At 64.7% G+C, this 25,171-nt stretch carries 28 protein-coding genes; 13 read left to right on the top strand and 15 right to left on the bottom strand.

All coding sequences use genetic code 11. The features are described from left to right. The coding region (locus FJW04_RS21595) for an ornithine cyclodeaminase family protein (protein WP_140716574.1) at nucleotides 1–946 on the bottom strand (946 nt) is incomplete at its 3' end. Between the two features lie 202 nt (nucleotides 947–1,148). Between FJW04_RS21595 and FJW04_RS21590 the strand changes: the two genes are divergently transcribed. The 3 genes from FJW04_RS21590 to FJW04_RS30030 all read left to right on the top strand — a co-directional run bounded on the left by FJW04_RS21590 (nucleotide 1,149) and on the right by FJW04_RS30030 (nucleotide 2,824). Next, nucleotides 1,149–1,562, top strand: a complete 414-nt coding sequence (locus FJW04_RS21590; protein WP_140716572.1) for a DOPA 4,5-dioxygenase family protein — start codon at nucleotides 1,149–1,151, stop codon at nucleotides 1,560–1,562. 86 nt (nucleotides 1,563–1,648) lie between these two features. Beyond that, nucleotides 1,649–2,482: a methyltransferase domain-containing protein gene (locus FJW04_RS21585; protein ID WP_246673947.1), complete on the top strand. Its 834-nt coding sequence runs from the start codon at nucleotides 1,649–1,651 to the stop codon at nucleotides 2,480–2,482. 198 nt (nucleotides 2,483–2,680) lie between these two features. Beyond that, on the top strand, nucleotides 2,681–2,824 hold the full coding sequence (locus tag FJW04_RS30030; protein ID WP_181171316.1) for a hypothetical protein: 144 nt from the start codon (nucleotides 2,681–2,683) through the stop codon (nucleotides 2,822–2,824). 71 nt (nucleotides 2,825–2,895) lie between these two features. Here the strand turns inward: FJW04_RS30030 and FJW04_RS21580 are convergent, their stop codons facing one another. From FJW04_RS21580 to FJW04_RS21570, 3 genes are all read right to left on the bottom strand, one after another. Beyond that, complete coding sequence (locus tag FJW04_RS21580) at nucleotides 2,896–5,226, bottom strand: cation:proton antiporter (protein WP_246673945.1); 2,331 nt, start codon at nucleotides 5,224–5,226, stop codon at nucleotides 2,896–2,898. Nucleotides 5,227–5,313: 87 nt separating this feature from the next. Next, complete coding sequence (locus FJW04_RS21575) at nucleotides 5,314–6,006, bottom strand: DUF2270 domain-containing protein (protein ID WP_140617867.1); 693 nt, start codon at nucleotides 6,004–6,006, stop codon at nucleotides 5,314–5,316. Nucleotides 6,007–6,058: 52 nt separating this feature from the next. Continuing rightward, nucleotides 6,059–7,282, bottom strand: a complete 1,224-nt coding sequence (locus FJW04_RS21570; protein WP_140716570.1) for an MFS transporter — start codon at nucleotides 7,280–7,282, stop codon at nucleotides 6,059–6,061. 98 nt (nucleotides 7,283–7,380) lie between these two features. On the opposite strand from FJW04_RS21570, the gene FJW04_RS21565 reads away from it, so the two are divergent. The 9 genes from FJW04_RS21565 to FJW04_RS21525 all read left to right on the top strand — a co-directional run bounded on the left by FJW04_RS21565 (nucleotide 7,381) and on the right by FJW04_RS21525 (nucleotide 13,067). Further along, entirely contained in the window at nucleotides 7,381–8,289 is a 909-nt protein-coding gene (locus FJW04_RS21565) for a LysR family transcriptional regulator (RefSeq protein ID WP_140716568.1), read from the top strand. A 152-nt stretch (nucleotides 8,290–8,441) separates the two neighbouring features. Further along, nucleotides 8,442–9,173, top strand: a complete 732-nt coding sequence (locus tag FJW04_RS21560; RefSeq protein ID WP_140716566.1) for a gamma-glutamylcyclotransferase — start codon at nucleotides 8,442–8,444, stop codon at nucleotides 9,171–9,173. 95 nt (nucleotides 9,174–9,268) lie between these two features. Continuing rightward, entirely contained in the window at nucleotides 9,269–9,592 is a 324-nt protein-coding gene (locus FJW04_RS21555; protein WP_140716564.1) for a metalloregulator ArsR/SmtB family transcription factor, read from the top strand. Then, nucleotides 9,589–10,020, top strand: a complete 432-nt coding sequence (locus FJW04_RS21550) for an SRPBCC domain-containing protein (protein ID WP_140716562.1) — start codon at nucleotides 9,589–9,591, stop codon at nucleotides 10,018–10,020. The genes FJW04_RS21555 and FJW04_RS21550 overlap by 4 nt, the downstream gene beginning before the upstream one ends. Before the next feature lie 79 nt (nucleotides 10,021–10,099). Beyond that, a complete protein-coding gene (locus tag FJW04_RS21545; protein ID WP_140716560.1) occupies nucleotides 10,100–10,492 on the top strand; it encodes a VOC family protein in 393 nt (130 codons plus the stop codon). Nucleotides 10,493–10,530: 38 nt separating this feature from the next. Then, nucleotides 10,531–10,752 (top strand): hypothetical protein, encoded by a 222-nt coding sequence (locus FJW04_RS21540; RefSeq protein ID WP_140716558.1) that lies wholly within the window; start codon nucleotides 10,531–10,533, stop codon nucleotides 10,750–10,752. An 11-nt stretch (nucleotides 10,753–10,763) separates the two neighbouring features. Further along, nucleotides 10,764–11,192: a DUF1801 domain-containing protein gene (locus FJW04_RS21535; protein WP_140716556.1), complete on the top strand. Its 429-nt coding sequence runs from the start codon at nucleotides 10,764–10,766 to the stop codon at nucleotides 11,190–11,192. A gap of 32 nt (nucleotides 11,193–11,224) precedes the next feature. Further along, nucleotides 11,225–11,617 carry a DUF1801 domain-containing protein gene (locus FJW04_RS21530; RefSeq protein ID WP_140716554.1) on the top strand — a complete coding sequence of 131 codons (393 nt, stop codon included), beginning with the start codon at nucleotides 11,225–11,227 and terminating at the stop codon, nucleotides 11,615–11,617. Between the two features lie 355 nt (nucleotides 11,618–11,972). Further along, nucleotides 11,973–13,067 carry an acyltransferase family protein gene (locus FJW04_RS21525; RefSeq protein ID WP_140716552.1) on the top strand — a complete coding sequence of 365 codons (1,095 nt, stop codon included), beginning with the start codon at nucleotides 11,973–11,975 and terminating at the stop codon, nucleotides 13,065–13,067. A 29-nt stretch (nucleotides 13,068–13,096) separates the two neighbouring features. On the opposite strand, the gene FJW04_RS21520 is transcribed toward FJW04_RS21525, so the two are convergent. The 7 genes from FJW04_RS21520 to FJW04_RS21490 all read right to left on the bottom strand — a co-directional run bounded on the left by FJW04_RS21520 (nucleotide 13,097) and on the right by FJW04_RS21490 (nucleotide 20,387). After that, nucleotides 13,097–15,097: a glycoside hydrolase family 127 protein gene (locus FJW04_RS21520; protein WP_140716550.1), complete on the bottom strand. Its 2,001-nt coding sequence runs from the start codon at nucleotides 15,095–15,097 to the stop codon at nucleotides 13,097–13,099. A gap of 86 nt (nucleotides 15,098–15,183) precedes the next feature. Then, on the bottom strand, nucleotides 15,184–16,041 hold the full coding sequence (locus tag FJW04_RS21515; RefSeq protein WP_140617877.1) for a carbohydrate ABC transporter permease: 858 nt from the start codon (nucleotides 16,039–16,041) through the stop codon (nucleotides 15,184–15,186). Continuing rightward, nucleotides 16,041–16,967, bottom strand: coding sequence for a sugar ABC transporter permease (locus FJW04_RS21510; protein WP_015316767.1), 927 nt, complete (start codon nucleotides 16,965–16,967; stop codon nucleotides 16,041–16,043). The genes FJW04_RS21515 and FJW04_RS21510 overlap by 1 nt, the downstream gene beginning before the upstream one ends. A 172-nt stretch (nucleotides 16,968–17,139) precedes the next feature. Then, complete coding sequence (locus FJW04_RS21505) at nucleotides 17,140–18,417, bottom strand: sugar ABC transporter substrate-binding protein (protein ID WP_140716548.1); 1,278 nt, start codon at nucleotides 18,415–18,417, stop codon at nucleotides 17,140–17,142. Nucleotides 18,418–18,491: 74 nt separating this feature from the next. Beyond that, nucleotides 18,492–19,535, bottom strand: a complete 1,044-nt coding sequence (locus FJW04_RS21500) for a LacI family DNA-binding transcriptional regulator (RefSeq protein WP_140716546.1) — start codon at nucleotides 19,533–19,535, stop codon at nucleotides 18,492–18,494. A gap of 383 nt (nucleotides 19,536–19,918) precedes the next feature. Beyond that, complete coding sequence (locus tag FJW04_RS21495) at nucleotides 19,919–20,152, bottom strand: hypothetical protein (RefSeq protein WP_015316770.1); 234 nt, start codon at nucleotides 20,150–20,152, stop codon at nucleotides 19,919–19,921. Further along, nucleotides 20,115–20,387 carry a hypothetical protein gene (locus FJW04_RS21490; protein ID WP_140716544.1) on the bottom strand — a complete coding sequence of 91 codons (273 nt, stop codon included), beginning with the start codon at nucleotides 20,385–20,387 and terminating at the stop codon, nucleotides 20,115–20,117. The genes FJW04_RS21495 and FJW04_RS21490 overlap by 38 nt, the downstream gene beginning before the upstream one ends. Nucleotides 20,388–20,474: 87 nt before the next feature. Here FJW04_RS21490 and FJW04_RS21485 point away from each other — a divergent pair, with 87 nt between their 5' ends. Next, complete coding sequence (locus tag FJW04_RS21485; RefSeq protein WP_140716542.1) at nucleotides 20,475–20,972, top strand: GAF domain-containing protein; 498 nt, start codon at nucleotides 20,475–20,477, stop codon at nucleotides 20,970–20,972. Here FJW04_RS21485 and FJW04_RS21480 read toward each other — a convergent pair whose 3' ends face one another. The 4 genes from FJW04_RS21480 to FJW04_RS21465 form a co-directional block, all read right to left on the bottom strand. Further along, nucleotides 20,973–22,037, bottom strand: coding sequence for a YeiH family protein (locus FJW04_RS21480; RefSeq protein WP_140716540.1), 1,065 nt, complete (start codon nucleotides 22,035–22,037; stop codon nucleotides 20,973–20,975). A gap of 140 nt (nucleotides 22,038–22,177) precedes the next feature. After that, a complete protein-coding gene (locus FJW04_RS21475) occupies nucleotides 22,178–22,564 on the bottom strand; it encodes an ester cyclase (RefSeq protein WP_015316775.1) in 387 nt (128 codons plus the stop codon). A gap of 111 nt (nucleotides 22,565–22,675) precedes the next feature. Next, entirely contained in the window at nucleotides 22,676–24,115 is a 1,440-nt protein-coding gene (locus FJW04_RS21470; protein WP_140716538.1) for a PAS domain S-box protein, read from the bottom strand. A gap of 63 nt (nucleotides 24,116–24,178) precedes the next feature. Next, nucleotides 24,179–25,072 (bottom strand): LysR family transcriptional regulator, encoded by an 894-nt coding sequence (locus tag FJW04_RS21465; protein ID WP_140716536.1) that lies wholly within the window; start codon nucleotides 25,070–25,072, stop codon nucleotides 24,179–24,181. Nucleotides 25,073–25,171 lie beyond the last annotated feature (99 nt).

The following is a 25,171-nucleotide window of genomic DNA, read 5'->3' as shown; positions in this document are numbered from 1 at the left end:
CAGCCTTTGCCCGCATATACGCCAGCCCCGCCACCGCCAGATCCCCCACGGCCATCCCCCGGAACACGAACGCCGTGGCCTCGCCAGGGCTCTGCCGCCCCACGAAGTCGCCGCAGACGAGGCCTGTCAGGTCGCCGGCGACCAGCGTCGGGTCGACCATGGGTTTGGGCATCTGCTTTTCCTGCTCCAGATCGTCGACGACGATGCGGTCGAGGCGGCGCATGGTGTCGGGCAGCCAGGGCAGTGCGAGGTCGGTGATGGCGGTGAAGCTTCCCGGTTTCAGCCAGTTGGCGTCGAGGAACGGTTCGGGTTCGGGCACCAGGGTCACTGTCGTCACCACCATGTCGGCGCCTTCGATGGCGGCCTTTGCGGTGTCGCATGGCACGGCCTTCAGACCCCACGATTGCGCCATTTGGCACAGCGCGTCGCGGTTGGCGGTGCCGCGGCCGAAGGCGCGGATTTCGCGCAAGGGGAAGAGGGCGGCGAAGGCTTCGAGGTGGCCGCGCGCTTGCACCCCGCAGCCGATGAAGGCCAGGGATGACGCATCGCCGCGCGCCATGCGCCTGGCGGCGACGGCGCTCAAGGCGGCCGTGCGTTTCTCCGTCACCCAATTGCCGTCGACCAAGGCAAGCGGCAGGCCGGTCTCGGCGTCGAGCAGCGTGATCAGCGAATTGAGCGTCGGCAGTCCGCGCCCGGCGTTGCGCGGATTGACGACCAGCGATTTCGTCGCCAGCACGGGCGGCGTGGAGGCGACGCCCAGCGTCGCCATGATGTAGCGGTCGTCGCCCGGCAGCACGACCGCCTTCGGCGCGCACCAGACCTCGCCGCGCCGCTGGCCGACGATCTGGCGTTCGATCTCGTCGACCATGTCGACTGTCGAGATCGCCAGGCGGTCGAGCAGCTGGGATGACAGATAGGGCAGGGTTTCGGCGGCGGGATTGTTCATTTTGTCATTTCCAAGGGGGACGATCAGACTACACGATGTGGGCGGGGCCGAAAGCCTCGCGGCACCGGCGGCGTGACGGCATGCGCGGGAGCCGGGAACCGCGTCCAGCGGTGCCGATCTTCCCGGCGGGTGGAGCGGCAGTCGGTGACCTTGCTTAAGACCGCGCTCTCGGGCTGAATGGCGGGAGGAGGAGAGCATCGAGATGAGCCAAGACAGTCCACGGCCACTTGCCGAGATCGCCAGCTATCACGCGCATGTCTATTTCGACGGGCCGGCCGAGCGGCAGCATGCCGAATGGCTGCGGCAGCGCATCGCGGAACGGTTCCGCGTGCGCCTGGGCAATTGGCACGACAGACAGGTCGGGCCGCATGACAAGGCCATGTACCAGGTCTCCTTCGCGACCGGGATCTTCGGCGCGCTGGTTCCGTGGCTGATGCTGAACCATGGCGGGCTGAGCATCCTCGTCCACCCGAACACGAGCAATCCCAAGCGCGACCATCTGGTCGATCCCATCTGGATCGGCCGGCCGCTGGCGGTGCATGGCGACGTGCTTCCGGACGACCATGAGGCGGAAGAGGCGCTGGAACCCAACACCGAGCCGTCCCTGCCGGCGTAGACCGGCGTCGGTTCCACGCAGCGCAGGGCATTGCGCGATGCCGTTGGGTGCGCTTCTATCCCTGCCGCGCCATGGGGGGTCATCATTTGTCTGGCAGGAACCAAACGTCCACCGGTCACGAAGCGAGCGAGGCCGGCTGGCTCGATCTTCATTTCGAATCGTCGCGGCCCGAATACGAGGCGGTCTTGCTCGACGCCGGCATTCGCCCGGGCTGGCGCGTGCTCGATGCCGGTTGCGGCAGCGGCGGCTTCCTGCCGCTCATCGCCAGGGCCGTCGGCTCCTCCGGCTTCATCGCCGCGCTCGACCTCGCGCCCGAAAACATCGGCCGGGTCGAGGCGCTCGCGGGCACGCTGTCCGAGCCGCCGGAACTTGCCACGCATGTCGGCAGCATCCTGTCGCTGCCCTTCGCCGACGCATCGTTCGATTGCGTCTGGTCCGGCAATGTCATGCAGTATCTGACGCCGGCCGAGTTCGAGCTTGCCGTCGGCGAGGCCAGGCGCGTGCTGAAGCCGGGCGGCATCCTGGCGGTCAAGGATTTCGATTCGACCATCCTGCAGATCCTGCCCATGGACCGGGCCCTGCTGGCGCGCTTCATGGCCGCCAGGCTGCAGGGGTTTCGCGACCGGGGCGTGCTCGGCACCGATTGCGGTTCGACGCTTCCGGCGCGCCTGCGGCAGGCGGGCCTGGAGGTTGTCAGCCGCAAGGGCTGGCTGGTCGAGCGCTGGGCGCCGGCGCCTCGCTTCACGCGCGACTATGTTCGCGACCTGCTGGCCTATTTTGCCAGCGTCGCGCCGGGCTACGCCCTGCCTGACGCCGACCAGGCCTATTGGCGGGAGCTGAAGCAGCGGCCGGATCGCCTGCTCGACGATCCCGATTTCTGCTACCGCGAGTTCTTCGTCATGGCGGTCTGCCGGACCTAGGGCTCAGCCGCGACGACCGATCCTCCGGCGGCGGCGCGAGGCCGGGGCAATCCCGCTTCCGAGATGCAGGCTTAGCCCGGCCGCGTTCGCTGGTCATCCACTCAAATGGCCGGCTTTCGATCGAATTTCTTTGCAACCCGTTAATGCGGCCATGCGTCAATAAGCATCTGCTAATTATCCGGTGGCGTGGGGTACGCAATGACCAAGAATCTTGGCAATGGACGCTATGTGCCGCCCAAGGACACAAGCGTCTCCTTGTTCGGCAAGGTCGCGCCGGCGCTGTTTCCGCTCGTCGCGGCGGCGCTGGGCTACATGATCGGGCGGCAATTCCTCGGCCTGTAGGCGCAATTCCAGGAACAGCGCGTAGCGCTTTCCCCTGGGGGAATCGCGTGCTCTGGTGAGGCCGACAGGCATCAAGCCCCGGTCTCGGCTGCAGCCTCCTCGGCGGCGGCTTCGGTTCGGCGGACGCGGTCGCTGGCCAGAAGCACGACCGGGCAGGCGGCGGCGGCCAGCACCGCGCTCGCCGTGTCGCCGAAGAACAGCTCGTCACCTGGCCGCTGCGTGACGCCCATCACCACCATGGCGGCGCCCTTGGCGGCCTCCCTGGCGATCGCCCTGTCGGGCGTGGCGCGCGTCCTGATCGCGGTGTCGACGGCGACGCCATAGCGGTCGGCGAGATCGGCGACATCCTTGAGCACGGCCTCCTCGCGGCGGTGCGAAACCGAGCTCGGCCGGCTGCCCTTGCGGGCCTGCGAGACATAAAGGACTTTCACGCGCGCCCGGTGCGGCCGCGCCAAGGCGAGCGCGAAATCGGCCGCGCGCCGCGCCACCTCGGTGCCGTTCACCGGAACCAGAATGGTCGCGCCGGCGCGCAACATCGGCATCTTGCCATCGGCCTTGGCGCCATTCAGCACCAGGCAGAGCGGGCCGTCGAAGCCGCTGGTGATGGCGTTCAGCGTGCCGCTGAAGGTGCCTTCGGCCAACGCGTTGTCCAGCCCGACCAGCAGCAGGCCGTAGCCCTTGCGGGCTTCCGCGGCGATCGTCTCGGCGGTGGCTTCAAGCTCGGTGCGGGCCGTGAGGTGGACCTTGTCGACGGGCGTATCCTCGGCCTTCCTGACAGCCCTGGCGCTTCTGGCCGCCCCCCTCTTGACCTGCTTGGAGGCGCGCTCGGGACCTTTGTCGCGGGCCGGGCCGGGCAGCTTGCCACCCTCGAGGTGGAGCAGGGTGGTCGGCATGCCGCTGCCGCCGCCGACGAGACCGGCGAGGTAGGCGGTGAATTTGCCGACCGGGCTGTCGTCGACGAGCAGCAGCAACCGTTCCAGCTTGGAGACGAAGCCGCGCTCGTCGAGCAGTTCGCGGTCGACGCGCTGCTTTTCGGTGTCGCCCACCGGCAGCCGGCCGAGCGCCCAGCGCAGCATTGGCGGCATGGCCAGCGTGGTGATGACGGCCATGGTGACGATCATGGTGAACAGATTGTGGGAGAGGATGTTCATAGACAGGCCGATCGAAGCGACGATGACCTCGGTCGAGCCGCGCGCGTTCATGGCGCTGCCGACGGCGGTGGACTCCTTCAGCGACATGCCGGCCAGCCGGCCGCCGAGGAAGGCGCCCGAGAACTTGCCGATGCTGGCGATCAGCACCAGCGCCAGCGTCAGCAGCGCCAGCGTCGGATCGGCAAGCACGGTAAGGTCCGCGGACAGGCCGGCCATGCCGAAGAACACCGGCATGAACAGCGCCGTGATGACGCCGCGCAGCTGGCCCTCGATGTGGTCCGACAGGATCGGCGATTCCCCGACCAGTATGCCCGCGACGAAGGCGCCGAGCACGGTGTGGACGCCGATCAGGTTGGTGATCAGCGCCATCACGCCCATGATGATGAGGATAACGGTGATGACGGCGTATTCGCTGCGGAAGGAATCGTTGCTCCAGCGGATCAGGGTGAACACCAGGCGGCGGCCGATGGTGAAGGAGAACACCATGAACAGCGCCACTTCGGCGACCGTCAGGACCAGCGGCAGCACCTGCAGGCTGCCATTGGTGGCGATGCCGAAAGTGACGGCGATGATCAGCCAGCCGATCGTGTCCTCGATGATGGCCGAGGAGACGATGATCTGGCCGAGGTTGCGGCGCATGAAATTCATTTCGCGCACCACCATGGCGACGATCTTGACCGAGGAGATCGACAGCGCCGTGCCGAGGAACAGCCCGGCGACGATGCGCTCGCTCGGCTCGGGCAGAAGCGAATCCGGCAGGACCTGCGCCAGCGCGAAACCGCAGGCAAAGGGCAGGACGACGCCGGTGATCGAGATCGAAAAACAGGCCGCACCCACCCGCCGCACCAGCCGCAAATCCGTCTCCATGCCGGTGAGCAGCAGGAGCAGCAGGATGCCGAGCTGCGAGACGGCATCGATCATGCTTTTCTGCGCCGGATCGGTGGAGAAGATCAGATGCTGGGCGCCGGGCCAGAGCCAGCCGAACAGCGACGGCCCGAGCAGGATGCCGCCGATCAGCTGGCCCATGATCGCCGGCTGCCGGTAGCGCTGGAAGATCTCGCCAAGGCCACGGCCGACCAGAAGCAGAAGCACGATCTCGGCGACGAACAGGCCTTCGGCCGAGCCGCCCATGCCCGAGGCGTGGCCGGCCGGCTGCGCGGCCAGCGCCTGGCTTGCCGGGGCGAGGGCGACGATGGCCAGCGAAAGGGCGGCCGCGGTGCCGTGCGACCTTGTTGCCGGTGGGTGGATCATGGGTCCCTTCAAGACGCCGCCGCGGACTGACCATCACAACGCGCGGCCGAGGTTTGCGTTGCAGCCATCCGTCGCGAGATATCGAACTCAGACGTGGACGTCGCCGAAGGAGAGTTCGCCGTCGTCCCCCGGTGTCAGGAAGGCGGCTGCCAGCAGGACGGCATAGAGGAGGGCAACCACGGCGACGATGGCCACGCCCGGAATGGGGCCGAGGGCCGCGGCGCCGACAGCTTCGCGCATCGTGCCGACAAAGCCGACCGGCACGCCTTGGTCAATCAGGCTCGGGGTCGACAGTTTGAGGATCCAGGCGAGCAGCAGGATCAGCATCATGTGCAGGTAGTTGCGGCGCAAGCGGCGCGCCAGCGCCACGCGCTGCGAGACCAGGAATTTTGGCGTGCGCAGGCTCTCGCCGAGGATCAGCAGCCAGTCGGAGGCAAAGTCGGGCTGCGGCGAGAAGATCTGCGCGAAATAATGGCGCTCGAACTGGCGTACGCGGGCGCGGTAGACATCGAAGAAGCGGTAGCGGCGCGCCTCGATCCACAACAAGAGCAGCACCAGCAGCATGGCGAACAGCAGCACGCCGTGATGGGCGCTGGCCGTCGACAGCGACACCGACAGCATCGCCGCGACAACGGTGATCGCCCAATTGCTGGTGCGGTCGAGGCGGTCGCGCCAGCCCGCCATGCGGGCGATCTCGGCGCGATGGAAATGGGACATCACGGTGACCAGCTCGCCAGGCGAAAGCGGCCTGCCGACGGGCGTTGCCGGCGCATCGTTCATGACTTCCTCCCCGCCGACAACGCTTATGAGGCAATGTCGTTCCGGCCAGCGGTCATTCGGGCCCGCCGGTCCAGTCGGCCAGCAGGGCAGCGAGACCAAAGGCGGCGCCGATGGCGCAGAGACAGGGCCAGCCGCCCAGGGTCCAGCCGATGCCGGCCAGCAAGGAGCCGATGGCGCCGCCGATGAAGAAGATGCCGACGAACAGGCCGTTGAGGCGGCCGCGCGCCTCGGGACGCAGCAGGTTGATGGCGCGGCGGCCGAGCGTCTGGTCGCCGGTGACCCCGATGTCGAGCAGCACGGCGCTGACGCCCATCAGCGCGAGCGGTGTCCATGACACTCCGGACTGAAAGGAGCCGGCCCAGGCCGCGAGCACCAGCGCGCCGATCAGCACGAGATGGCAGAAGATCGTCGCCGCCCGCGTCCAGCCACGGTCGCCGGCGCGACCGAACAGCGGCGTAACCACGGCACCGCCGGCGCCGACGAGCGCGAAAAGCGCGATGCCGCGTTGCCCGAGGCCGAAAGGCGGCTGCGCCAGGCGCAGGGCCACCGCCGTCCAGAACAGACTGAACGCCGCCATCACCAGCGCCGCGGTCAAGGCGCGGCGCCGCAGCACCGGCTCTTGGCGCAGCAGATGGAACAGTGAAGCAATCAGCGCGCCATAGGACGATTTCACCTCCGGCCGCCGTCGCGGCAGGGTGAAGGCGAGCACGATGGCGAGCAGCGTCAGGGCGGCGGCGCTGAGGCCATAGAAGGCGCGCCAGCCCCAGGCATCGGCGACGAGGCTGGCCAGCGGCCGTGCGAGCAGGATGCCGATCATCAGTCCGCTCATCACATCGCCGATGACGCGGCCGGCCTCGCCGGGCGGCGCCATCGAGGCGGCGATTGGCACCAGTATCTGGATCGCCGAACAGGCGGCGCCGAGCACGAACAGGACGATCAGCAGCGAGGCGATGGTGGGCGCCAGCGCGGCGATGCCGGCCGCAAGAGCCGCCGCGCCCAGCATGCGCAGGATCAGGGTGCGGTTTTCGCCGAGATCGGCCATCGGCACCAAGAAGAACAGGCCGGCGGCATAGCCGAGCAGCGTCGCCATGGCGACCAGACCGACGCTCGCTGTGCCGGCGCCGAGCGACGGGCCGATCAGGCCGACCAGTGTCTGCGGCGCGAACAGATTGGTGACGATAATGCCGGTAGAGGCTGCAAAAAGCAGCGTCTGCGGGCCGGTGATGGTTCGAGCCGGCAGCCGTCCGGCCAGTTGGCCGTCATTGGTATCGAGCATGAAATCCTCAATGAAGTGGCATATCCCGTGAGGGCTTTATGCCGAAGCTTTATCATGCTACAATTCAATAAAATCGATAATGATTATGCGAGATGCGCATGAATATCCATGATCTCGAAGCTTTCGTCGCCGTGGTGGAAACTGGCTCGATCGTCGGCGCCTCGGCTAGGCTTAATCTCACCCAGCCGGGGGTCACGCGCCGCATCCAGAACCTCGAGGATGGGCTGGCGACAGCATTGCTCGACCGCCAGTCGAAGCCGCTGAAGCCGACCGCCTCGGGACGCGAAGCTTATGAGCATGGCCGGCGCGTGCTGCGTTCGCTGGAAGATCTGAAGGCAGGCGTGTCGCCGCAAGGCGAGGTCAGGGGCGAATTCCGCCTGGGCATCATGCCCTATCTCTCGGATGCGGCGCTGGCGCTGCCGCTCGATGGCCTGCGCGCCGCCTTCCCGCAATTGACGCTGCGCATCACGTCGGGCTGGTCGCCAAGGCTGGTCGAGCAGGTGGCGCGCAGCGAGGTCGACGCGGTGGCGGTGTGCCTCGCCGAAGGCCTGGCGCCACCGGACGAACTGGCCCGCGACGATCTCGGCGTACAATCGGTGCTGCTGGTCGCGTCTCCCGGCCTTCGCGTGCCGAAGCAGGCGAAGCTTGCCGATCTATCGCGCTTTGCCTGGGTGATGAACGAAAACGGCTGCGGTTTTCGCGCCTTCATCCGTCAGAGCTTCGAGGCCGCGAGGCTGCCTTTCCAGGTCGGCGTCGAAGCGCTCAGCGTCGATCTCAGAATGTCGCTGGTGGCGCGCGGCCATGGCATCGGCATCGTCACGCCGGGCGCCTTCGCCGACAGTCGCTGGCGCGATGCCGTCGAGGTGATCGACTGCCCCGACTTCAAGCCGCAAGTGCGCGCCTGGCTGCTGCACCGCCCGCCTGCTGGGCGGCTGGGGCGCCCGATTGCGCTGTTCCGCGACGCGCTGATCGACGGGCTCAAGCTGCCGATGCCGCTGGTGTCATAGGTGTCAGGGATGCTGACGTCGTCCGAATTTGTTGAATCCGATCAAGCTGCTGCACGGGATGGCTCAGGTATGGATTCCAGGTTTCGAACGGTTCTGGCTCTTGAGAATCCCCGAACCTTCAGCAACATGGCCGCCATGGCCGAGGCACGACAATGAGCAAGCCGATTTCCGCCGCACCGCGCAAATCAGCGCCACGCAAGGCGCCGATGGCGCTGACCGAGGCGCTGGTGGCGCGCACCTTGCGCGCGGTTGAGGATGCCGGGCCGGTGCCGGGCATGATCCCGATGACCGATGACGACTATGCGCGGTTTCGCGACGAGATCCTGGCCTCGGCGCCGACCGGGCCGCTGAAACTGTTCGCCTATGGCTCGCTGTTGTGGAAGCCGGCCGGCGAGGTGAGGGGCGGCGAGCGAGCGGTGGCGCGGGGCTGGCACCGGTCGTTCTGCTTCACGGTGCAGCGCTTTCGCGGCACGCTCGAGCAGCCCGGCCTGATGATGGCGCTCGACCGTGGCGGCCAGTGCCAGGGCATGGTGTTCGAGATCGCCGAACCGGTAGCCGCCAATCTGGAAGCGCTGCTGCGCCGCGAAATGACCATCCTGCCCGCCGTCAACGTGCCGCGCTGGCTGCGGGTCAGCACCGAAAGCGGGCCGTGCCTGGCGCTCGGCTTCGTCGTCGATCCCGCCAACCCGCGCTATGCCGGCAAACTGGACAAGCCCGCGGTCGCGGCAACGCTGGCCAACGCCGTCGGCCATTGGGGCTCGGGCGCGCAATATCTGTTCGAGACCATCCGCCATCTCGACGCCTGCGGCATACGCGACCGCAATCTGTGGCACTTGCAGGAACTGGTGGCGCGCGAGATCGGTCGCAGCCACGGCCCCATATAGCCACCACCGTATCAGGACGCTCCAATCTTCCGCTTGACGAACATATATCCCTGTGGTTATACGTTAACCAATAGCCAACGGGTTATCGATCAGCCATGCCAGACGCTCATGACATGCTCTTCAGAACGCTCGCCGACCCGACAAGGCGGGCGATCTTCGAGCGGCTGTGCCGCCAGGGAGAGCAGACGGTCGGGGCGCTGACCAGCCAGTCCGGCGTCTCGCAGCCGGCGGTGTCGAAGCATCTCGGCGTGCTGAAGCAGGCCGGGCTGGTGCGCGACCGCCACGAAGGCCGCCAGACGCATTACAGCGCGCAGCTTGCCGCGCTGGCGCCCCTGATGGACTGGACACGCCATATGGCCGGGTTCTGGGAAAGCCGGTTCGACGACCTCGAGGATTTGCTCAAAAGGATGGACCAGTGAACGATAGTGCACAGCAAACCCGCACTGTCGTCGTCGAGCGGGAGATCTCCCATCCGCCCGAAAAACTCTGGCGCGCGCTGACGCAACCGCATCTGATCGAGGAGTGGCTGATGAAGAGCGATTTCAAACCCGCCGTCGGCCATCGCTTCAACATCAGCGCCGACTGGGGCGGCGTGCTGGACTGCGAGGTGCTTGCCGTCGAGCCGCACAAGAGGTTGTCCTACAGCTGGAACCTCGCGCATCAGGACCCAGCGTTCGATCTCAGGAGCGTGGTGACTTTCACGCTCACCCCGACGCCAACGGGAACCCATTTGCGCATGGAGCAGGCCGGTTTCCGGCCCGACCAGAAGCGGGCCTATGGCGGCGCCAAGGTGGGTTGGCCGCAATTCCTGGAAAAGCTGGAAGAGCTTCTGGCGCGGACGGACTGAGGCCTCTCGGCCGAACTGAAAGCCACACAGAAATATTAGAGGGCGGGTTCTCCGCCGGCAAAACCATGGAGAAAAAGCGATGAAGATCAAACTGACCAGCATCTATGTCGACGATCAGGAAAAGGCGCTTGCCTTCTACACCGGCGTGCTGGGCTTCACCAAAAAAGCCGATTTCAGCAATGGGCCGTTCCGTTGGCTGACGGTCGTCTCGGCCGAAGAGCCCGACGGCACCGAATTGCAGCTGGCGCTGAACGACAACCCGGCGGCAAAGGCCTACCAGCAGGCGATCTTCAAGCAAGGCCAGCCGGCGCTGATGCTCTTCACCGACGACATCAAGGGCGACCATGAGCGCATCAACGCGAAGGGCGGTGCCTTTGCCATGGCGCCTACCGACGTGACCGGCTCGACCATCGCCAAGTTGGAGGATGGCTGCGGCAATCTCATCCAGATCACCGAACTGGCGCGCTGGTAGCGCCCAGCTGGTTTACGCGTTTTTCAAGGGAGGTAACATTGGACTGGAACAAATGGATCAGGCAAGCGCATCGCTGGCTGTCGATCATCTTCACGGCGACCGTGGTCGCCAATTTCGTCACCATGGCGTTTGGACAGCCGCCGGCCTGGGTGGTCTATTCGCCACTGCCGCCGCTCTTCCTTATGCTGTTCAGCGGCCTCTATATGTTCGTGCTGCCCTATGTCGCGAAAGGACGCAGCGCACAGCGGGCCAATGGATAGGAGGAAAGCGCATGGCCAAGGCGACCCCGGCCAAGGCTGAGCCGAAGCTGCTTTCCGGTGGCAATCCGCAGATCGCCAAGGGTTATGGCGACGCTCCGGTGCAGGCCTATATCGCGGCAATGCCGGGCTGGAAGCGCGAGATGGGCGGGCGGCTCGACGCGCTCATCGAGCGCGCCGTGCCCGGCGTAAACAAGGCGGTGAAATGGAACTCGCCTTTCTACGGCGTCGAGGGCGAGGGCTGGTTCCTCAGCTTCCATTGCTTCACCAGATACATCAAGGTGGCCTTCTTTCGCGGCATGTCGCTGGATCCGGTGCCGCCGGGCGAATCCAGGAGCCAGGACACGCGCTACCTCGACATTCGTGAGGACGACGCGTTCGACGAAGCGCAGTTCAGCGCTTGGGTGAAGCAGGCGAGCCTCTTGCCTGGCGAGCGCATGTAAGCGCTCTATTTTCAATTCGAAGGAGAACCACAATGACGACCACCCAGGACAGCAAATCTCCCTCCGAGCTGATCGACGGCAGGATCAAGGAATTGGGCGACTGGCGCGGCGAGATGCTGGGGCGGCTGCGCACGCTGATCCATCAAGCCGATCCCGACGTGGTCGAGACGTGGAAATGGCGCGGCGTGCCGGTGTGGGAGGATGCCGGCATGATCTGCACCGGCGAGACCTACAAGGCCGTCGTCAAGCTGACCTTCGCCAAAGGTGCCGCGCTGCCCGATCCCGCGCGCCTGTTTAATTCCAGCCTCGAAGGCAACACACGGCGCGCCATCGATTTCCAGAAAGGCGAGGAGGTCGACCAGGAGGCCTTCAAGGCGCTGGTACGCGCGGCGGTGGCTTTGAACAAATCCAAGTCCCGAAAGTAATCGTTCATTGTGCATAGAGGTCACGGTCGGCGCTGCCCCTCACTGTCCTGCCGGACATCTCTCCCCGTAAACGGGGCGAGAGGGCTGCCGCGAGGCCGACGCTCTTTCCGCAACGCCGGCGATTGGCGAAATCGGCGAGAACGGCGTCCCTCGCCCCGTTTACGGGGAGATGATGCCAGGCAGGCGAGGGGCAGCGCTGACGGCAGATGATTGCCAACGGCTTCAACACGGCGGCCCGCGGACGCTGCCAGCCTCACCGCAAGACAGCCGCGTTTACGATCTGGGAAGCTTGATGGTGCTAGACATCGCGGGATGATGGCTGGCCAGCCGGGCCGGCCGGTTTGGATTCGCCGCCATGAACAGCAGCCCGATGCGCATGCCGTGGGTGGACACGGCCAAAGGTCTCTCGATCATCCTCGTGGTCATGATGTACTCGGCCTACAACACCGGCGAGTATACAGGCGGCGTCGGCTTTCTCCACTATGTCATCGGCTTCGCGACGCCGTTCCGGATGCCGGAATTCTTCCTGATCTCGGGGCTGTTTCTGTCGCAGGTGATCGACCGGCCGTGGCTGCGCTATATCGACCGGCGCGTCGTCCATTACCTCTATTTCTACGTGCTGTGGGCGATCATCTCGATCGGGCTGAAGATCGGCATCTTCAGCCGGGATCCCGCCGGCATGCTGCACGACCTGGCAATGGCCGTCGTCCAGCCCTATGGCGTCCTGTGGTTCATCTACATGCTGGCGGTGTTCGGTCTTGCCGCGAAACTGCTGCGGCAGCTTGCCGTGCCCGCCTGGATCGTCATCCCGATCGCGGCCGGCCTGCAGATGTGGGCGCCGCATCCCGACAGCTACGCGGTCGAACAATTCGCCGCCTATTTCGTCTTTTTCTACGTCGGCTTCGTCATGGCCCCGCTGGTGTTCCGGCTCGTCGAATGGACGCAAGCCCGCCCGGCGCTGACCGTCTCCGGGCTCGTCCTGTGGGCTGTCGTCAATGGCCTGCTGGTCTATTCGCCGGGTTATGCCATGCAGCCGGTCGGCATGCAGATGGGCTTGGCGGCATGGCCGCCGCTGCATCTCGTCCTGGCCGTCGCCGGTGCCGTGGCGCTTTGCGTGCTTGGCGGTTTCCTGTCGAAATTTCCCGCCATGGAATGGCTGCGCTGGCTGGGCGAACATTCCCTGGTCGTCTATGTCGCCTTCACCATTCCGATGTCGCTGTTCCGCGGCGCCGCACTGGCAAGCGGCCTGCTGACCGACACGGGCTTGCTCAGCCTGGCGGTGCTGCTGGTCTCGATCGTCAGCCCCGTCGTGCTTTACTTCATTGTGCAGCGCATCGGCTTCGGCATGTTCTTGTTCGAGCGGCCGGCCTGGGCGCATATCGATGGCAGCGCCGCGAAAACAGCGCCGAAAAAGCCGCTGACCGCCGCCGCCCAGTCGAGCCGGACATAACCGGCCGCCCCATGGCGTTACGGCCGACCTCAACCATCGCGCAGCCAGACCAGCATCTCGCCCGGCTCGCGGTTGTCCCAGGCGAAATAGGGGATGGCGGTCAGGCGCGTCTCGACCCTGGCCGGCGGATCGGAGCGATAAAGGCCGTCCTGCCAGCCATCCCCGGCATCGGCTTGTGCCGTGGCTGAAAGCGTCACCACACCGCCGAGCAGATCCGGTTCGTCATGCGCCTCGATGCCGGCCGTGCGCGGCAGGGTTAGGCGATGCAGGCGATTGTCATTGTCGGTCGCCTCGACGCAGTAGATCAGCGGCCCGCGCGACAGTGCGACGCGGCCGGCATCCTGCCTCACCTCGGGATTGGCATAGAGCCGCTCGATCGGCATTTCGAGATCGAGCCGGACACGGTCGCCCTTCTGCCACCTGCGCCGGATCGCGGCGTAGCCATCACTGGTCAAATCCTCGAGGTCGACCGTCTCGCCATTGACGGCCAGGCCGGCGTTGCCGCTCCAGGCCGGCACACGCAGGTGCAGCGTGAACTCTACCGGCGCCTGCGGCTCAACGGTAATCTCGACGGCACCATCCCAGGGATAGCGGCTCGCCTGCGTCAGTGTGACCGGCGTGTCTGCAATGTCGAAGCGGGCGGTGGAGTCGCCATAGAGATGAACCGCCAGCGCGTCGTCCGCCAGGCTGTAGAAATAGCTGCCGATCGAGGCGACCACGCGCCCGATATTGGGCGGGCAGCAAGGGCAGCGGTGCCATTTCCAGCGGTTATGCTTGCCCCGGCTTTCCAGCGGATTCTCGTAGAAGAACAGCGAGCCGTCGAGCGACAGGCCGGAAATGGAACCATTGTAGAGCGCGCGCTCCATCATGTCGGCGTAGCGCGCGTTCGGCCCCATGCCGAGCATGCGGCTCGCCCAGAACACCAGCCCGACCGATGCACAGGTCTCGGCATAGGCGGTTTCGTTGGGCAGGTCGTAGTCGCTGGTGAAGCCCTCATTGTGCGCCGACGGGCCGAGCCCGCCGGTGATGTAGAGGTTCTTGGTGGTGAGGTCGTCCCACAGCCGGTCGAGCGCCACCCGCAACGTGTCGTCGCCATATTCGGTCGCGATGTCGGCCATCCCCGAATAAAGGTACATGGCCCGCACCGCGTGGCCGACGACCTTGTCCTGCTCGCGCACCGGTATGTGCGACTGGCTGTATTCGTAGGTCTTGAAATGATAAGCCTTCGGGTCGGCGCCACGGGCGCGCGCCTCCTCGTCGAAATAGTGCGGCTGCTGCCCGCGCTGGTCGATGAAGTATTTGGCCAATTCCATGTACTTTTGTTCGCCCGTCACCCGCGCCAGCTTGACCAGCGCCAGCTCGATCTCCTCATGGCCGCAATAGCCCTTTTTCTTGCCGGGCTCGGGCCCCAGCACCGAAGCGATGTGGTCGGCGTAGCGGCACATGATGTCGAGCAGCTTGCGCTTGCCCGTCGCCTGGTAGTAGGCGACCGCGCCCTCGATGAGGTGGCCGGCGCAATAAAGCTCGTGGCAGTCGCGCAGATTGGTCCAGCGCTTGCCCGGCTGGATGCGCTGGTACCAGCTGGAGAGATAGCCGTCCTCCTGCTGCAGCCTGCCGTACATGTCGATGACGGCATCGATCTTCTTCTCCAGTTCGGGATTCTTACGCCGGTAGAGCGAATAGGCCGCGGTCTCGATCGTCTTGCCGAGATCGGAATCCCAGAACATCTGCGTGGTCACCGTCGAGCCGGTGAAGCCGGCGGAGGCCGCCTCGTCGGGCGAGGGCGAGTGGAACGGAATGACGACGCCTGGCGAGGGCTGGTCCGGATCGATCTGCTCCAGCATGCGCGCCGCCACGCAGCGGTCGTAAAGGATGTCGGCGGTGCGCGTGGCAACCGCCTCGGCGCGGTCGCCCCAGAAGCCGCGCACGTCGACCTGCGGCACCGGCAGCGGGCGGAAGGCGAGCTTCGGCTTGCCCGTCTCCTGCGATTTATTTGGGGTGGCGTGCCGGGGGGATGGCGATGCGGTCATGAACTCACTCCATTCGATCTGACGTCTATCTCTTTGTTGGAGCATGATCTTTCCGAAAACCGGTTCCCACTTTTCGGGATCATGCTCTATTTGACGGCCCCGGCCATCAGGCCGCGGATGTAGAAGCGCTGCAAAGCCAGGAACAGGATCAGGCACGGCACCATCATCACGGTGACGCCCGCCTGCACCGCGCCCCAGTCGATGGCGCCGAAGCGGCCGGACTGAAGTGCGGTCATCATCACCGGCAGCGTGAACTTGGACTGGTCGGTCATCAGCACCAGGGCAGCGAGGAATTCGTTCCAGGCGCCGAGGAAGGCAAACAGCGCGATGGTGACGACACCAGGCCAGACCAGCGGCAGCATGACCTTTATGAGCATGGTGGCGTTGCCGGCGCCGTCCATGCGCGCGGCCTCCTCGATCTCGCGCGGCACCGCGTCGAAGGCGTTGCGCATCATGAAGATCGAGAACGGCAGCTGCAGCGTCACATAGACGCCGACCAGGCCGGTCAGCGTGTTGTGCAGGCCAAGCTTCGTCAGCACCAGGAAGATCGGCGTCAGGATCGACTGGAACGGGATCATGATCGTCGACAGGATGAGGACGAAGAACAAGTCCTTGAACGGGAACCGAAACCGCGAAAAGCCGTAGCCGGCGAGCACGCTGACGATGACCGACAGCATGACCGTCATCACCGAGACATAGATGCTGTTCTGCGCCGAGGCCCACAGGCCGTCGCCGAAACTGTTCAGCGTTTGATAGTTCTCCAGCGAGAAGCCCGTCGTCGGCCAGGGCGGCAGCGGCGGCAGGCGCGCCTCCTGCGCCGGCTTGAAGGCCGACAGCACCGTCCACACGATCGGCGCCACGAACAGCACCGAGGCGACGATGCCGGTGGAATGCCTGGCCAAGCGTGCGGCAAGCTTGCCTGTGCCCGATATCGCCTGCGCCATCAGTCGAGCCCCTCGGGTTTGCGCAGCAACCAGAGCTGGACGAGGCTGAGCGCCACCAGGATGACCAGCAGCACCATCGAGAGTGCCGCGCCATAGCCGAGCTTGAACGAGACGAAGGACTGGTTGAAGATCCAGTACACCGCCGTCAGCGTCTGGTTGCGCGGGCCGCCGCGCAGGATGATGTAGAACTGGTCGAAGGCAAGGATGGAGCCCGCGACCGATAGGATCAGCGCCAGCGCCAGGGTGCGGCGCATCAGCGGCAAGGTGATCGCCCGGAACCTGGCGAACGGCCCGGCGCCGTCGATGACGGCGGCCTCCTGCAGATCCTGCGGGATCGACTGCAGGCCGGTCATCAGGATGATCATGGTGAAGCCAGCGACCTTCCACACCACCATGGCGATGATCGACCAGAAGGCCGGTTGGAAGGTGGCGAGCAGGTTGAACTTCTTGTCGATCAGGCCGAGATCGTAGGCGGCGGGGCTGAACAGGCCGGAATCGACGTTGAGCAGCCACGACCACAAAAGGCTCGCCGAGGCAAAGCCGACCACCGCCGGCATGAAGAACATGGTGCGGTAGAGGTTGGTGAACGGGCGCGGCCGCTCGATGAAGATCGCCAGCGGAAAGGCGACGGCGAAGATCGCGATGGTGACGATCAGCGTGTAGTAACCGGTGAATCTCAGCGCGTTCCAGAACCTGGTGTCGCGCAGGATTGCCCAGTAATTGCCGAGGCCGATGAAGGAGTGCTCGCCCATCAAGGGCCAGTTGTGCAGCGACATCCAGGCCGTCATGCCGAGCGGAATGACGAAGAACAGCATGACCAGCGCCACGGCCGGCGCGACATAGAGCAGGCCAATCCATTGCCGGCGCCCGGCGCCGACGCGTTTGCGGAGGCGGGGTGGGGCGGTGGTTGCGGTGATGGTGGTCATGGCTGTTTCCCTGGCGCTGCGTCCCCTCCTCCTCAAGGGGAGGGTCCGGCCGAAGGCCGGGGGTGGGGTCCTCCGCCAAGCGCGCCGACATCAAGGAACGTCGAGCACTGCCGAGACGACCCCACCCGGACCTGCGGTCCGACCTCCCCTCAAGGGGGAGGTGGAGGCGGCGCTACTTCTGCGGCGCCTGGTCGATGATCGACTGCATGGTCTCCTGCGCGTTTGCTATGGCGCCATCGACGTCGTCGCCGAAGAACACCTCGTTGATCATCTGTGTCCACGGGCCGTTGGCGGAGTTGATCAGGTCGTTGAACACCACCGAATACGGCGTCTTGCCCTTGGCCATCGCCTCGGCGGCAATCTGGTAGCGCGGGTCGAGCTCCTTCAGCGCGTCCTTGGCGATGTCGCCGCGCACCGGCAGGCTGCCGTATTTGGCGAGGATCGTCTGGCCTTCGAGCGAATAGGCGAAGTCCAGGAACTCCTTCACCACGGCGAGTTTCTTGGTGCCCTTGGTGACGACGAAATTGTCGCCGCCGGCAAAGGACGACCAGTTGCCATCCTTGCCCGGCAGGAAGGTGACGCCGTAGTCGACATCAGGATATTGCGTGTTGAGCGCGCCGATGGCGAAGGCGCCGGAGGGCGAGATGCCGATATTGCCGGCGGCGAAGGCGGCAAAGAAATTGGCGCCGGTGTCGGTCTGCGCGCCCGCCGGCACCAAATCCTTCTTGACCATCGAGCGGTAGAGATCGATGGCGCCGCGCAATTGCGGGCTGTCCAGCGTCGCCTTGGAGCCGTCCTCCGACAGGATGTCGCCGCCCGAGGCCCAGATCAGCGGCGTGAAGGTGAAGATGTTGCAGCCACCGCAATTGCCGGAGAAGTAGAAGCCCTTGATGTTGCCGCCAAGAGCGTTGACCTTCTCGGCGTCGGCTTCGATCTCGGCCCAGTTGGCCGGGCCTTTTTCAGGGTCGAGGCCTGCCTGCTTGAACAGCTTCTTGTTCCAGATCAGCACCGAGGCGTCGGCCGAGAAGGGCAGGCCGTAAATGCGATCCTTGTAGGTGCCGGTCTTCACATGCGCGGGCGACAGGCTGGCGAAATAGGGGAGCGATTTCGCCCAGTCGGTGATGTCCTCCAACTGGCCGGCGGCCGCGAAGGAGGGCGTGTAGATCAGGTCGAGCGACAGCGCGTCGGGCGCCGTGCCGCCGGCCGCGGCCGCGCCATATTTCGGGATGATCTCGGCATTGGGGATAATGTCGAGCTTGACCTGGTCCTTGTTCGCCTTGTTGAAGGCGTCGACGATCCTCGGCATGAAGTTCGAGCCGTCGGCGCGTACCCAGATGTTGGCGGTTTCGGCGGCGGCAAATTGCAGGCCGCAACCCAGAACGGCAGCCGTCAACGTCAATTTGGTCAGGGCCAATTTGGTCGGGGCCAGTTTGGCAATCAAAGTCCTCATGTTCTCCTCCTCCTCATTTAGCCGCGATGCGCGGCTTGCCGCCGATCGCGGCGCTTCGTTTCTCAGCCGTCTTTTCAGCCGTCGGGCAGGCGGCCGCAGGACTGCCGCACCACCAGCCGGCACGGCAGTTTTCTGATGCCCGGCGCGGCGGGCTTGCCGCCGACCAGGGAAAGCAGGGTCAGCCCGGCCTCGCGGCCGAGCGCTGTCAGGTTCATGTCGACCGAGGTCAGCGGCGGGCGGGTCGCCTCGGCCACGATCTCCCAATTGTCGAAGCCGATGACGCCGACATCGCCGGGAACGCTCAAGCCACGCTCGCGCAGAGCATCGATGACGCCGCGCGCGATCTGATCGTTGCCGCAGAAGACGGCGTCCGGCTTTTCTCCCCCGCCATCGAAAAGGATCCTCACCGCCTCATGCCCCCAGGCTTCCGACCAGGCGCCGAGCAGGGGTTCGATGACGGACAGGCCGTTCTCGATCAGCGCGGCGCGATAGGCCTGCGCCCGTTCATGCACCACGGCAAAACTGGCCGGGCCGGTGACATGGGCGATGCGCTTGCGGCCGAGCCGGCAGAAATGGTCGACGGCCAGCCGCGCCCCGCCGGCATCGTCGGAAACGAAGGCGACGGCGTCGGGATCGGGCTGAGTGAAGGCGTAGATCACGGGGATGCGCAAATTGGCGAGATCGATCGGCAGATGGCGGTCGATGCGCTTGCCGGTGGCGATGATGCCGTCGACGCGCTTGTCGAGCATGGCCTCGACATGGAGCTGGCCGAGGCGGGGATCCTCCTCGACATTGCACAGGAATACCGAGACGCCGGCATCGACCAGTGCATCCGAAATGCCCGACATCAGCGGCAGCGAAAAACGGCCATAGGTGTCGTTGGTGAGCAGGCCGACAGTGAAGGAGCGGCGCCTCAGCAGGCTCTGCGCCAGGCTGTTAGGCCGGAAGCCCAGCTTGCGCGCCGTCTCGCGAATGCGCTCGCGGGTCTCGGCGGTCATGCGCCCCTGATCGTTGAGCGCCTTGGATGCAGTGGCAACGCTGACGCCGGCCTGCGCGGCCACGTCGCGCAAGGTGACGGGTTTGGGAAAGACCGGAACTGGCTGGTCGTCCGATGCCATCGCGGCAGAAATCCTTGGTTGGAAAAAGGTTTTCCCTTACCGGCCGGAATAAAGCCCGGCTAACGGCCGAACCCCATCGGGACTGTCTGGAAAAACCTTTTCTCAACTTGAAGGCTAGGCCAGAACGGGGGACCGATCAAGAGGAAAATGGCCAGATCAGGGTTCCTCGGTACCATCCGCTATTTCGCGCGCGGCCGCGACGTTTCGCATCTTCGAGGCCGAAAGGCAGGTGAAAGGGAACGCGCCGCGGTGTGGAGCTGGACGCTCTTGCCCTTGGTCGGCAGGATCATTGCATGGCTGGAACGTCAGACGTGGCTTGAGCCGCCGCATTCCTTGACTTGGTGCAAGCCCAGCGGAAGACCGCTCACGTCCTTGGAGTGACTCTATGCCTTCTTGGCCACACGCTTCTTTTTCGGCGCCGGGTTCAGCGCTTCCGCCACGCGATCGGCTTCTTCCTTGGCCAGGCGCAATTCCCTCAGCCTTGCCGTCTTGATCTCCCTGGCCCTCGCCTCGGACATGTATTCGGCGGTTGCCTTGTTGCGCTCCGCGGTTTTCTTCTGCTTGTCGACAAAGCGGGCTTCAGCTTTTTGCATGATCGTCTGATTGCCGTCGGCCATTGAAGAAATCTCCTTCGCGCGTGAAATCGTGAAAATGAACTTCTCGATAAATAGGCGCGCGGAAGGAAAAATTCAATCTTTCGAATAATTTGGCCTCCTTGTCGGCGTCAGGAGACCGCGCTTCGAAATAATACTTTTGAAATTTTTCTCCCGCCGGAATCAAATCTTGCGCCGGGAATGGAGATAGCGCCAAGGCGCCAACGGACAGAATTTCGAACGGAAGACCGTTTCGCATTTTCCTGAAATTGCCTAGGATGGTCCGGTGGTCGTTTGGTGCAGGGTTTGCGGAAACGGAACCGCGATTCCCAGTTGGAGACAAGTCATGTTCGCGGCCCAGGCCATCGGTATCTCAGACAAGGCCGCGTTCTACCGCGACCTCGCCAAGCAACTGAAGGCGCTGCTCGAGGGCGAGCACGATTCGATCGCCAATGCCGCCAACACCGCGGCGCTGATCTTCCAGATGGTGCCCGACCTCAACTGGGCCGGCTTCTATTTCCTGGCATCGGACGAAGAGTTGGTGCTGGGGCCCTTCCAGGGCAAGCCGGCCTGCGTGCGCATCGCCGTCGGCCAGGGCGTATGCGGAACGGCGGTCGAGCTCGGCACCTCGATGCTGATCAAGGACGTGCATGATTTCCCCGGCCACATCGCCTGCGACGCCGCCTCGCGCTCCGAGCTGGTCGTGCTGCTTGAGGACGAGGAGGGCGTTTTCGGCGTGCTCGATCTCGACAGCCCGCTGCCCGGCCGCTTCGACAGTGCCGACCAGGCCGGCATCGAGGCGCTGGCGGCGATCTATGTCGCGGCGAGTTCGTTCCAGGATTAGTTACCCTGAGACCTTCACCAGCATCAGGCTGAAGCCGCCGATGAACAGGAAGGCGCAGAAGGCGAGCGCCAGCGGGCGCAGGCCGCGCGAGCGCAGTTGCGAAATGTCCGCCTGCAGGCCCATGGCGGCCAGCCCCATGGTGAGCATGATGGTGGTGGCCAGCACTACCGCCTGCTTCACTTCGGCTGGTATCGTAACCAGGCTGTTCAATGCCACGACGGCGACAAAGGCGGCGACGAACCACGGCATGGGCGGGCGTGCAGCCGACTGGTCGTCACTTTTGCGGCGCGCCATCAGGCCGAGCGCGATGATCATCGGCGCAAGCATGGCGACGCGGGTCAGCTTGGCGACGGTGGCGATCTCGCCGGATTGGGTGCCGTTCTGGAAACCGGCGCCGATGACTTGCGCCACCTCATGGATGGAGGCCCCGGCCCACAATCCGAAGGCGTGCTGGTCGAGGCCGAGCAGCGGCGCCAGCAGCGGGAAGCCGAGCATGGCGATGGTGCCGAACAAGGTGATCGAGGCGACGGCATAGGTGACGTCCTCGTCGCGCGCATCGGTGACGATGTTGGTGGCGACGATCGCCGAGGCACCGCAGATCGAGGTGCCGGCGGCGATCAACTGGGTGAGCTTGGCGTCGACGCCGATCAGCCGGCCGAGCGTGATGGTGAAGACGAAGGTGGCGCCAAGGGTCAGTGCGACGATGCCGACGCCGCCGGCGCCGATCGAGACGACCTGGCCAAGCGTCAGCTGGAAGCCGAGCAGCACGATGGCGAAGCGCAGCAGGCGCTTTTGCGAAAAGGCGATGCCCGCCTTCGCGTGCACCGGTGTGCCGAGCACGTTGGAATAGACCATGCCAGCGACGACGGCCAGGATCATCGGGCTGAACAGGGCAAAACCGGAGACATTGCGGGCCGAGAAGGCGACGGCCGTGATCATCGCCACCAGCACGATGCCGGGAATGATGCCGTTTCCCAGGGAATCGAGGCGCTTGCGACCTTGGGCCAGATCGGCGGAAATCAGGCCTTTCGGAATACCGTTCGCGATGTGGATCAGGGACGACAATGCAATTCTCCGTGCAGGCATGCCGGAGAAATGTCATTCCAAGACCAATCTTTCCAACGAATTATTTTCGTTAGAATGATCGATTTTTATGAACGGTCTTAGGCGCGCTTCGAAAAGCAGACGAGCGGTGAAGGGCCGGCCTACAGCTGCGCTTCGATCGCCGCCTTGTCGATCACCGACCAGACGTGCCTGATCCTGCCGTCGAGAAACTCGTAGAAGACGTTCTCGCTGAAGGACACTTTCCTGCCGTTGACCGGCAGGCCGAGAAAAGTTTCCTTCGGCGTGCAGTTGAATTGAAGGCGGCTCGCTATGAAAGGCGTATCGGCGATCAGCAGCTGGATGTCGAAATAGAGATCGGGAATTTCGCGAAAATCCCGCTCCAGCATGTCGCGGTAACCCGACAGGCCGACCCGGTCGCCATTGTAGTGCACCTCCTGGTGTACGAAGCGGTCTAGGCTCCGCCAGTCCTGGGCGTTGAGGCAGGCGATGTAACCACGATAGCTATTGGCAAGATCTTCATCGGTCATAGCATGCTCCGGTGCTTTGCCAACCGCATGTCTTCCACGACTGTTCCGGACGGCGAGAAGTGCTTGTTCGGGGAAGACATAGAGCGGCGATGCCGGAATGCGAGTGCGGCATCAGGGAAGGACTTCGAATTCCGGTCCGCCGATCACCTCGTCGATCGCCTGTGGGTCGACGTGCTCGCTGTCGACCGAGGCTTCGAGCTGCGACAAGGGGGCTTCAAGGGTCCAGGTGACGCCGTGGCTGTCATATTCGAGAACGCCGGTGCCACTTACAGCTGCTGGAGCGACGCGCTGGAGCACGACGGTGCCGAAACCGCCATGGCCGATGTTCTGCACCTGAGGACCATCGCGCTCTTTCCAGATCAGCTGGAACCGTTTCAGGGCGCCTGCCTGGCTCACCTTCCATTGCACCGATATCGTTCCCTCGGCGGCCGAAAGCACGCCATATTTGGCGGAGTTGGTCGCCAGTTCATGAAAGGCGATGCCGAGATACTGGACGGCATTGGGGTTCAGCGTCAGGGAAGGGCCAGCCATGGAAATCCGTTCCTCGTTGCCGAACGGTTTGGCTTGTGCCAGGAGCAGCTCGAAAATCGTCGCGCCTCGCCAGTCGCCGGACACCAGCAGGTCGTGCGAGAGCGACAGCGCCATGATGCGCTCGCGCACCTGGCGTTCGAACTCCGCCGGTGTCGAGGACCTCTTGCTGGTCTCGCGGATCATAGAGATGATGACGGAATACTGGTTCTTGACCCGATGGTTGACCTCGCGCATCAGCATGCGGATGCGATATTCGCTCTCCTTGGCTATCGAGATGTCGCGGGCGATCTTGGAGGCGCCGATGATCCGGCCGACGGCATTGCGTACGGGCGAGATCGTCAGGGATACGGGCACTAGGCTGCCGTCCTTGCGGCGGCGGATGGTCTCGTAGGTCTCGACCCGCTCGCCTTTGCGGATGCGCTCCAATATGCGCGGCTCCTCGTCCAGATGGTCATCGGCTATCAGCATCGTCACGGACCTGCCGACCGCTTCGTCGGCGGTGTAACCGAACAGGCGCTGGGCGCCTGAGTTCCAGCTCTTGATGACGCCGTTCAAATCCTTGCTGACGATTGCATCGAAGGAGGATTCCACGATGGCCGACAGATGATGCCTGGCCTCGTCGGCAAGATGCCGGTCGGTGAGGTCGAACAGCATGTTGACGGCCCCGACCAGCCTGCCTTGGTCGTCATGGAGCGGCGTGGGATAGGGAAGGAAGGGCACGCGCGTGCCGTCGGGACGCTGCGAGATGGCCGACTGGTTTCTGACCGGCCGGTTCTCCCGCAACGCAACGGCCATCGGGCATTGGTCGTGCGGCAACACCTGCCCGTCGGTCGTGAACAGCTTGTGCGTTACGCACCACTGGTCTTTTCCGAGCTCGGGCTCGCGCCCGGCAAAATCGGCCGCGGCCCGGTTGAAATAGGTGATCCTGCCTTCGCTATCGGTCGTGTAGATGGCGACAGGAAGATTATCGAGGATTTGATGGGATAGATCGAGTGTCGAACTGTTCGACAGGTCCGTCATGCGCAAGGTTCCATTTAACTACCGTGAACGCTGTCCGGCTGAATTGGTTCCTGGACCCGTAGGCTAGCCGCGATAACGCAGCGCATCAACCAGCAGCGTAAAGGCGGGCGTCGCCTGGCGGCGGCTGGGATAGTAGAGGTGGTAGCCGGGAAACGGCGGGCACCAGTCGGCCATGAGCCGCAACAAACGGCCATCGGCGAGATGCGCCGTCACTTGATCCTCCGGGAGATAGGCGAGGCCGACGCCGGCCAACACGGCATTCATGCGCAGCCCCGCCGTGTTGAAGACCAACTGGCCGTCGACGCGCACCTTCAGCTCGCGTCCGGCCTTCTCGAATTCCCAGGCATAGAGCCCGCCATGGGTCGGCAGGCGCAGGTTGATGCAATTGTGATCGGTCAGGTCCTGCGGCGTGCGCGGCTTCGGCCGGCTTGCGAAATAGGCCGGAGATCCGACCACCGCCATGCGCATGTCCGGCCCGATGCGCACCGCGATCATGTCTCGCGCCACCTGTTCGCCCAGCCGTACGCCGGCGTCGTAACGCCCGGCGACGATGTCGGTCAGGCCGTAGTCGACGACGATCTCGATCCGGATGTCGGGATATTGCGGCAACAGCCGGGCAATGGCCGGCCACAGGACCGTGTTGGCCGAATGTTCGCCGGCGGTGATGCGGATGGTTCCGGCGGGCTTTTCTCGCAATGCGCTCAAGGCGGCGAGCTCACTTTCGATCTCGTCGAGCCTCGGTCCGACGGTGCGGGCCAGGCGTTCGCCGGCTTCGGTCGGCGAGACACTGCGCGTGGTGCGGGTCAAAAGCCGCACGCCCAGCCGCTCTTCCAACGTGCGCAAGGCATGGCTGAGCGCCGATTGGGATACGCCAAGCTTGGCCGCCGCCCTGGTGAAGCTCTTTTCGCGCGCGACGGCGAGGAAGGCGGTCAACTCATTCAGATTGTCGCGTGGCATTGATGAATTTCTCTCATAAGTACATGCCGGATATAGCAACTACTCATGATCATCGCAGCCCCTAAATAGAACGCAATCGGCCGAACAAGCCGGTGCTCC

It is taken from the genome of Mesorhizobium sp. B2-7-3, from assembly GCF_006440715.1.
GTDB classification, from domain to species: Bacteria; Pseudomonadota; Alphaproteobacteria; order Rhizobiales; family Rhizobiaceae; genus Mesorhizobium; species Mesorhizobium australicum.
This window is presented reverse-complemented; position numbering and strand designations above follow the sequence as displayed.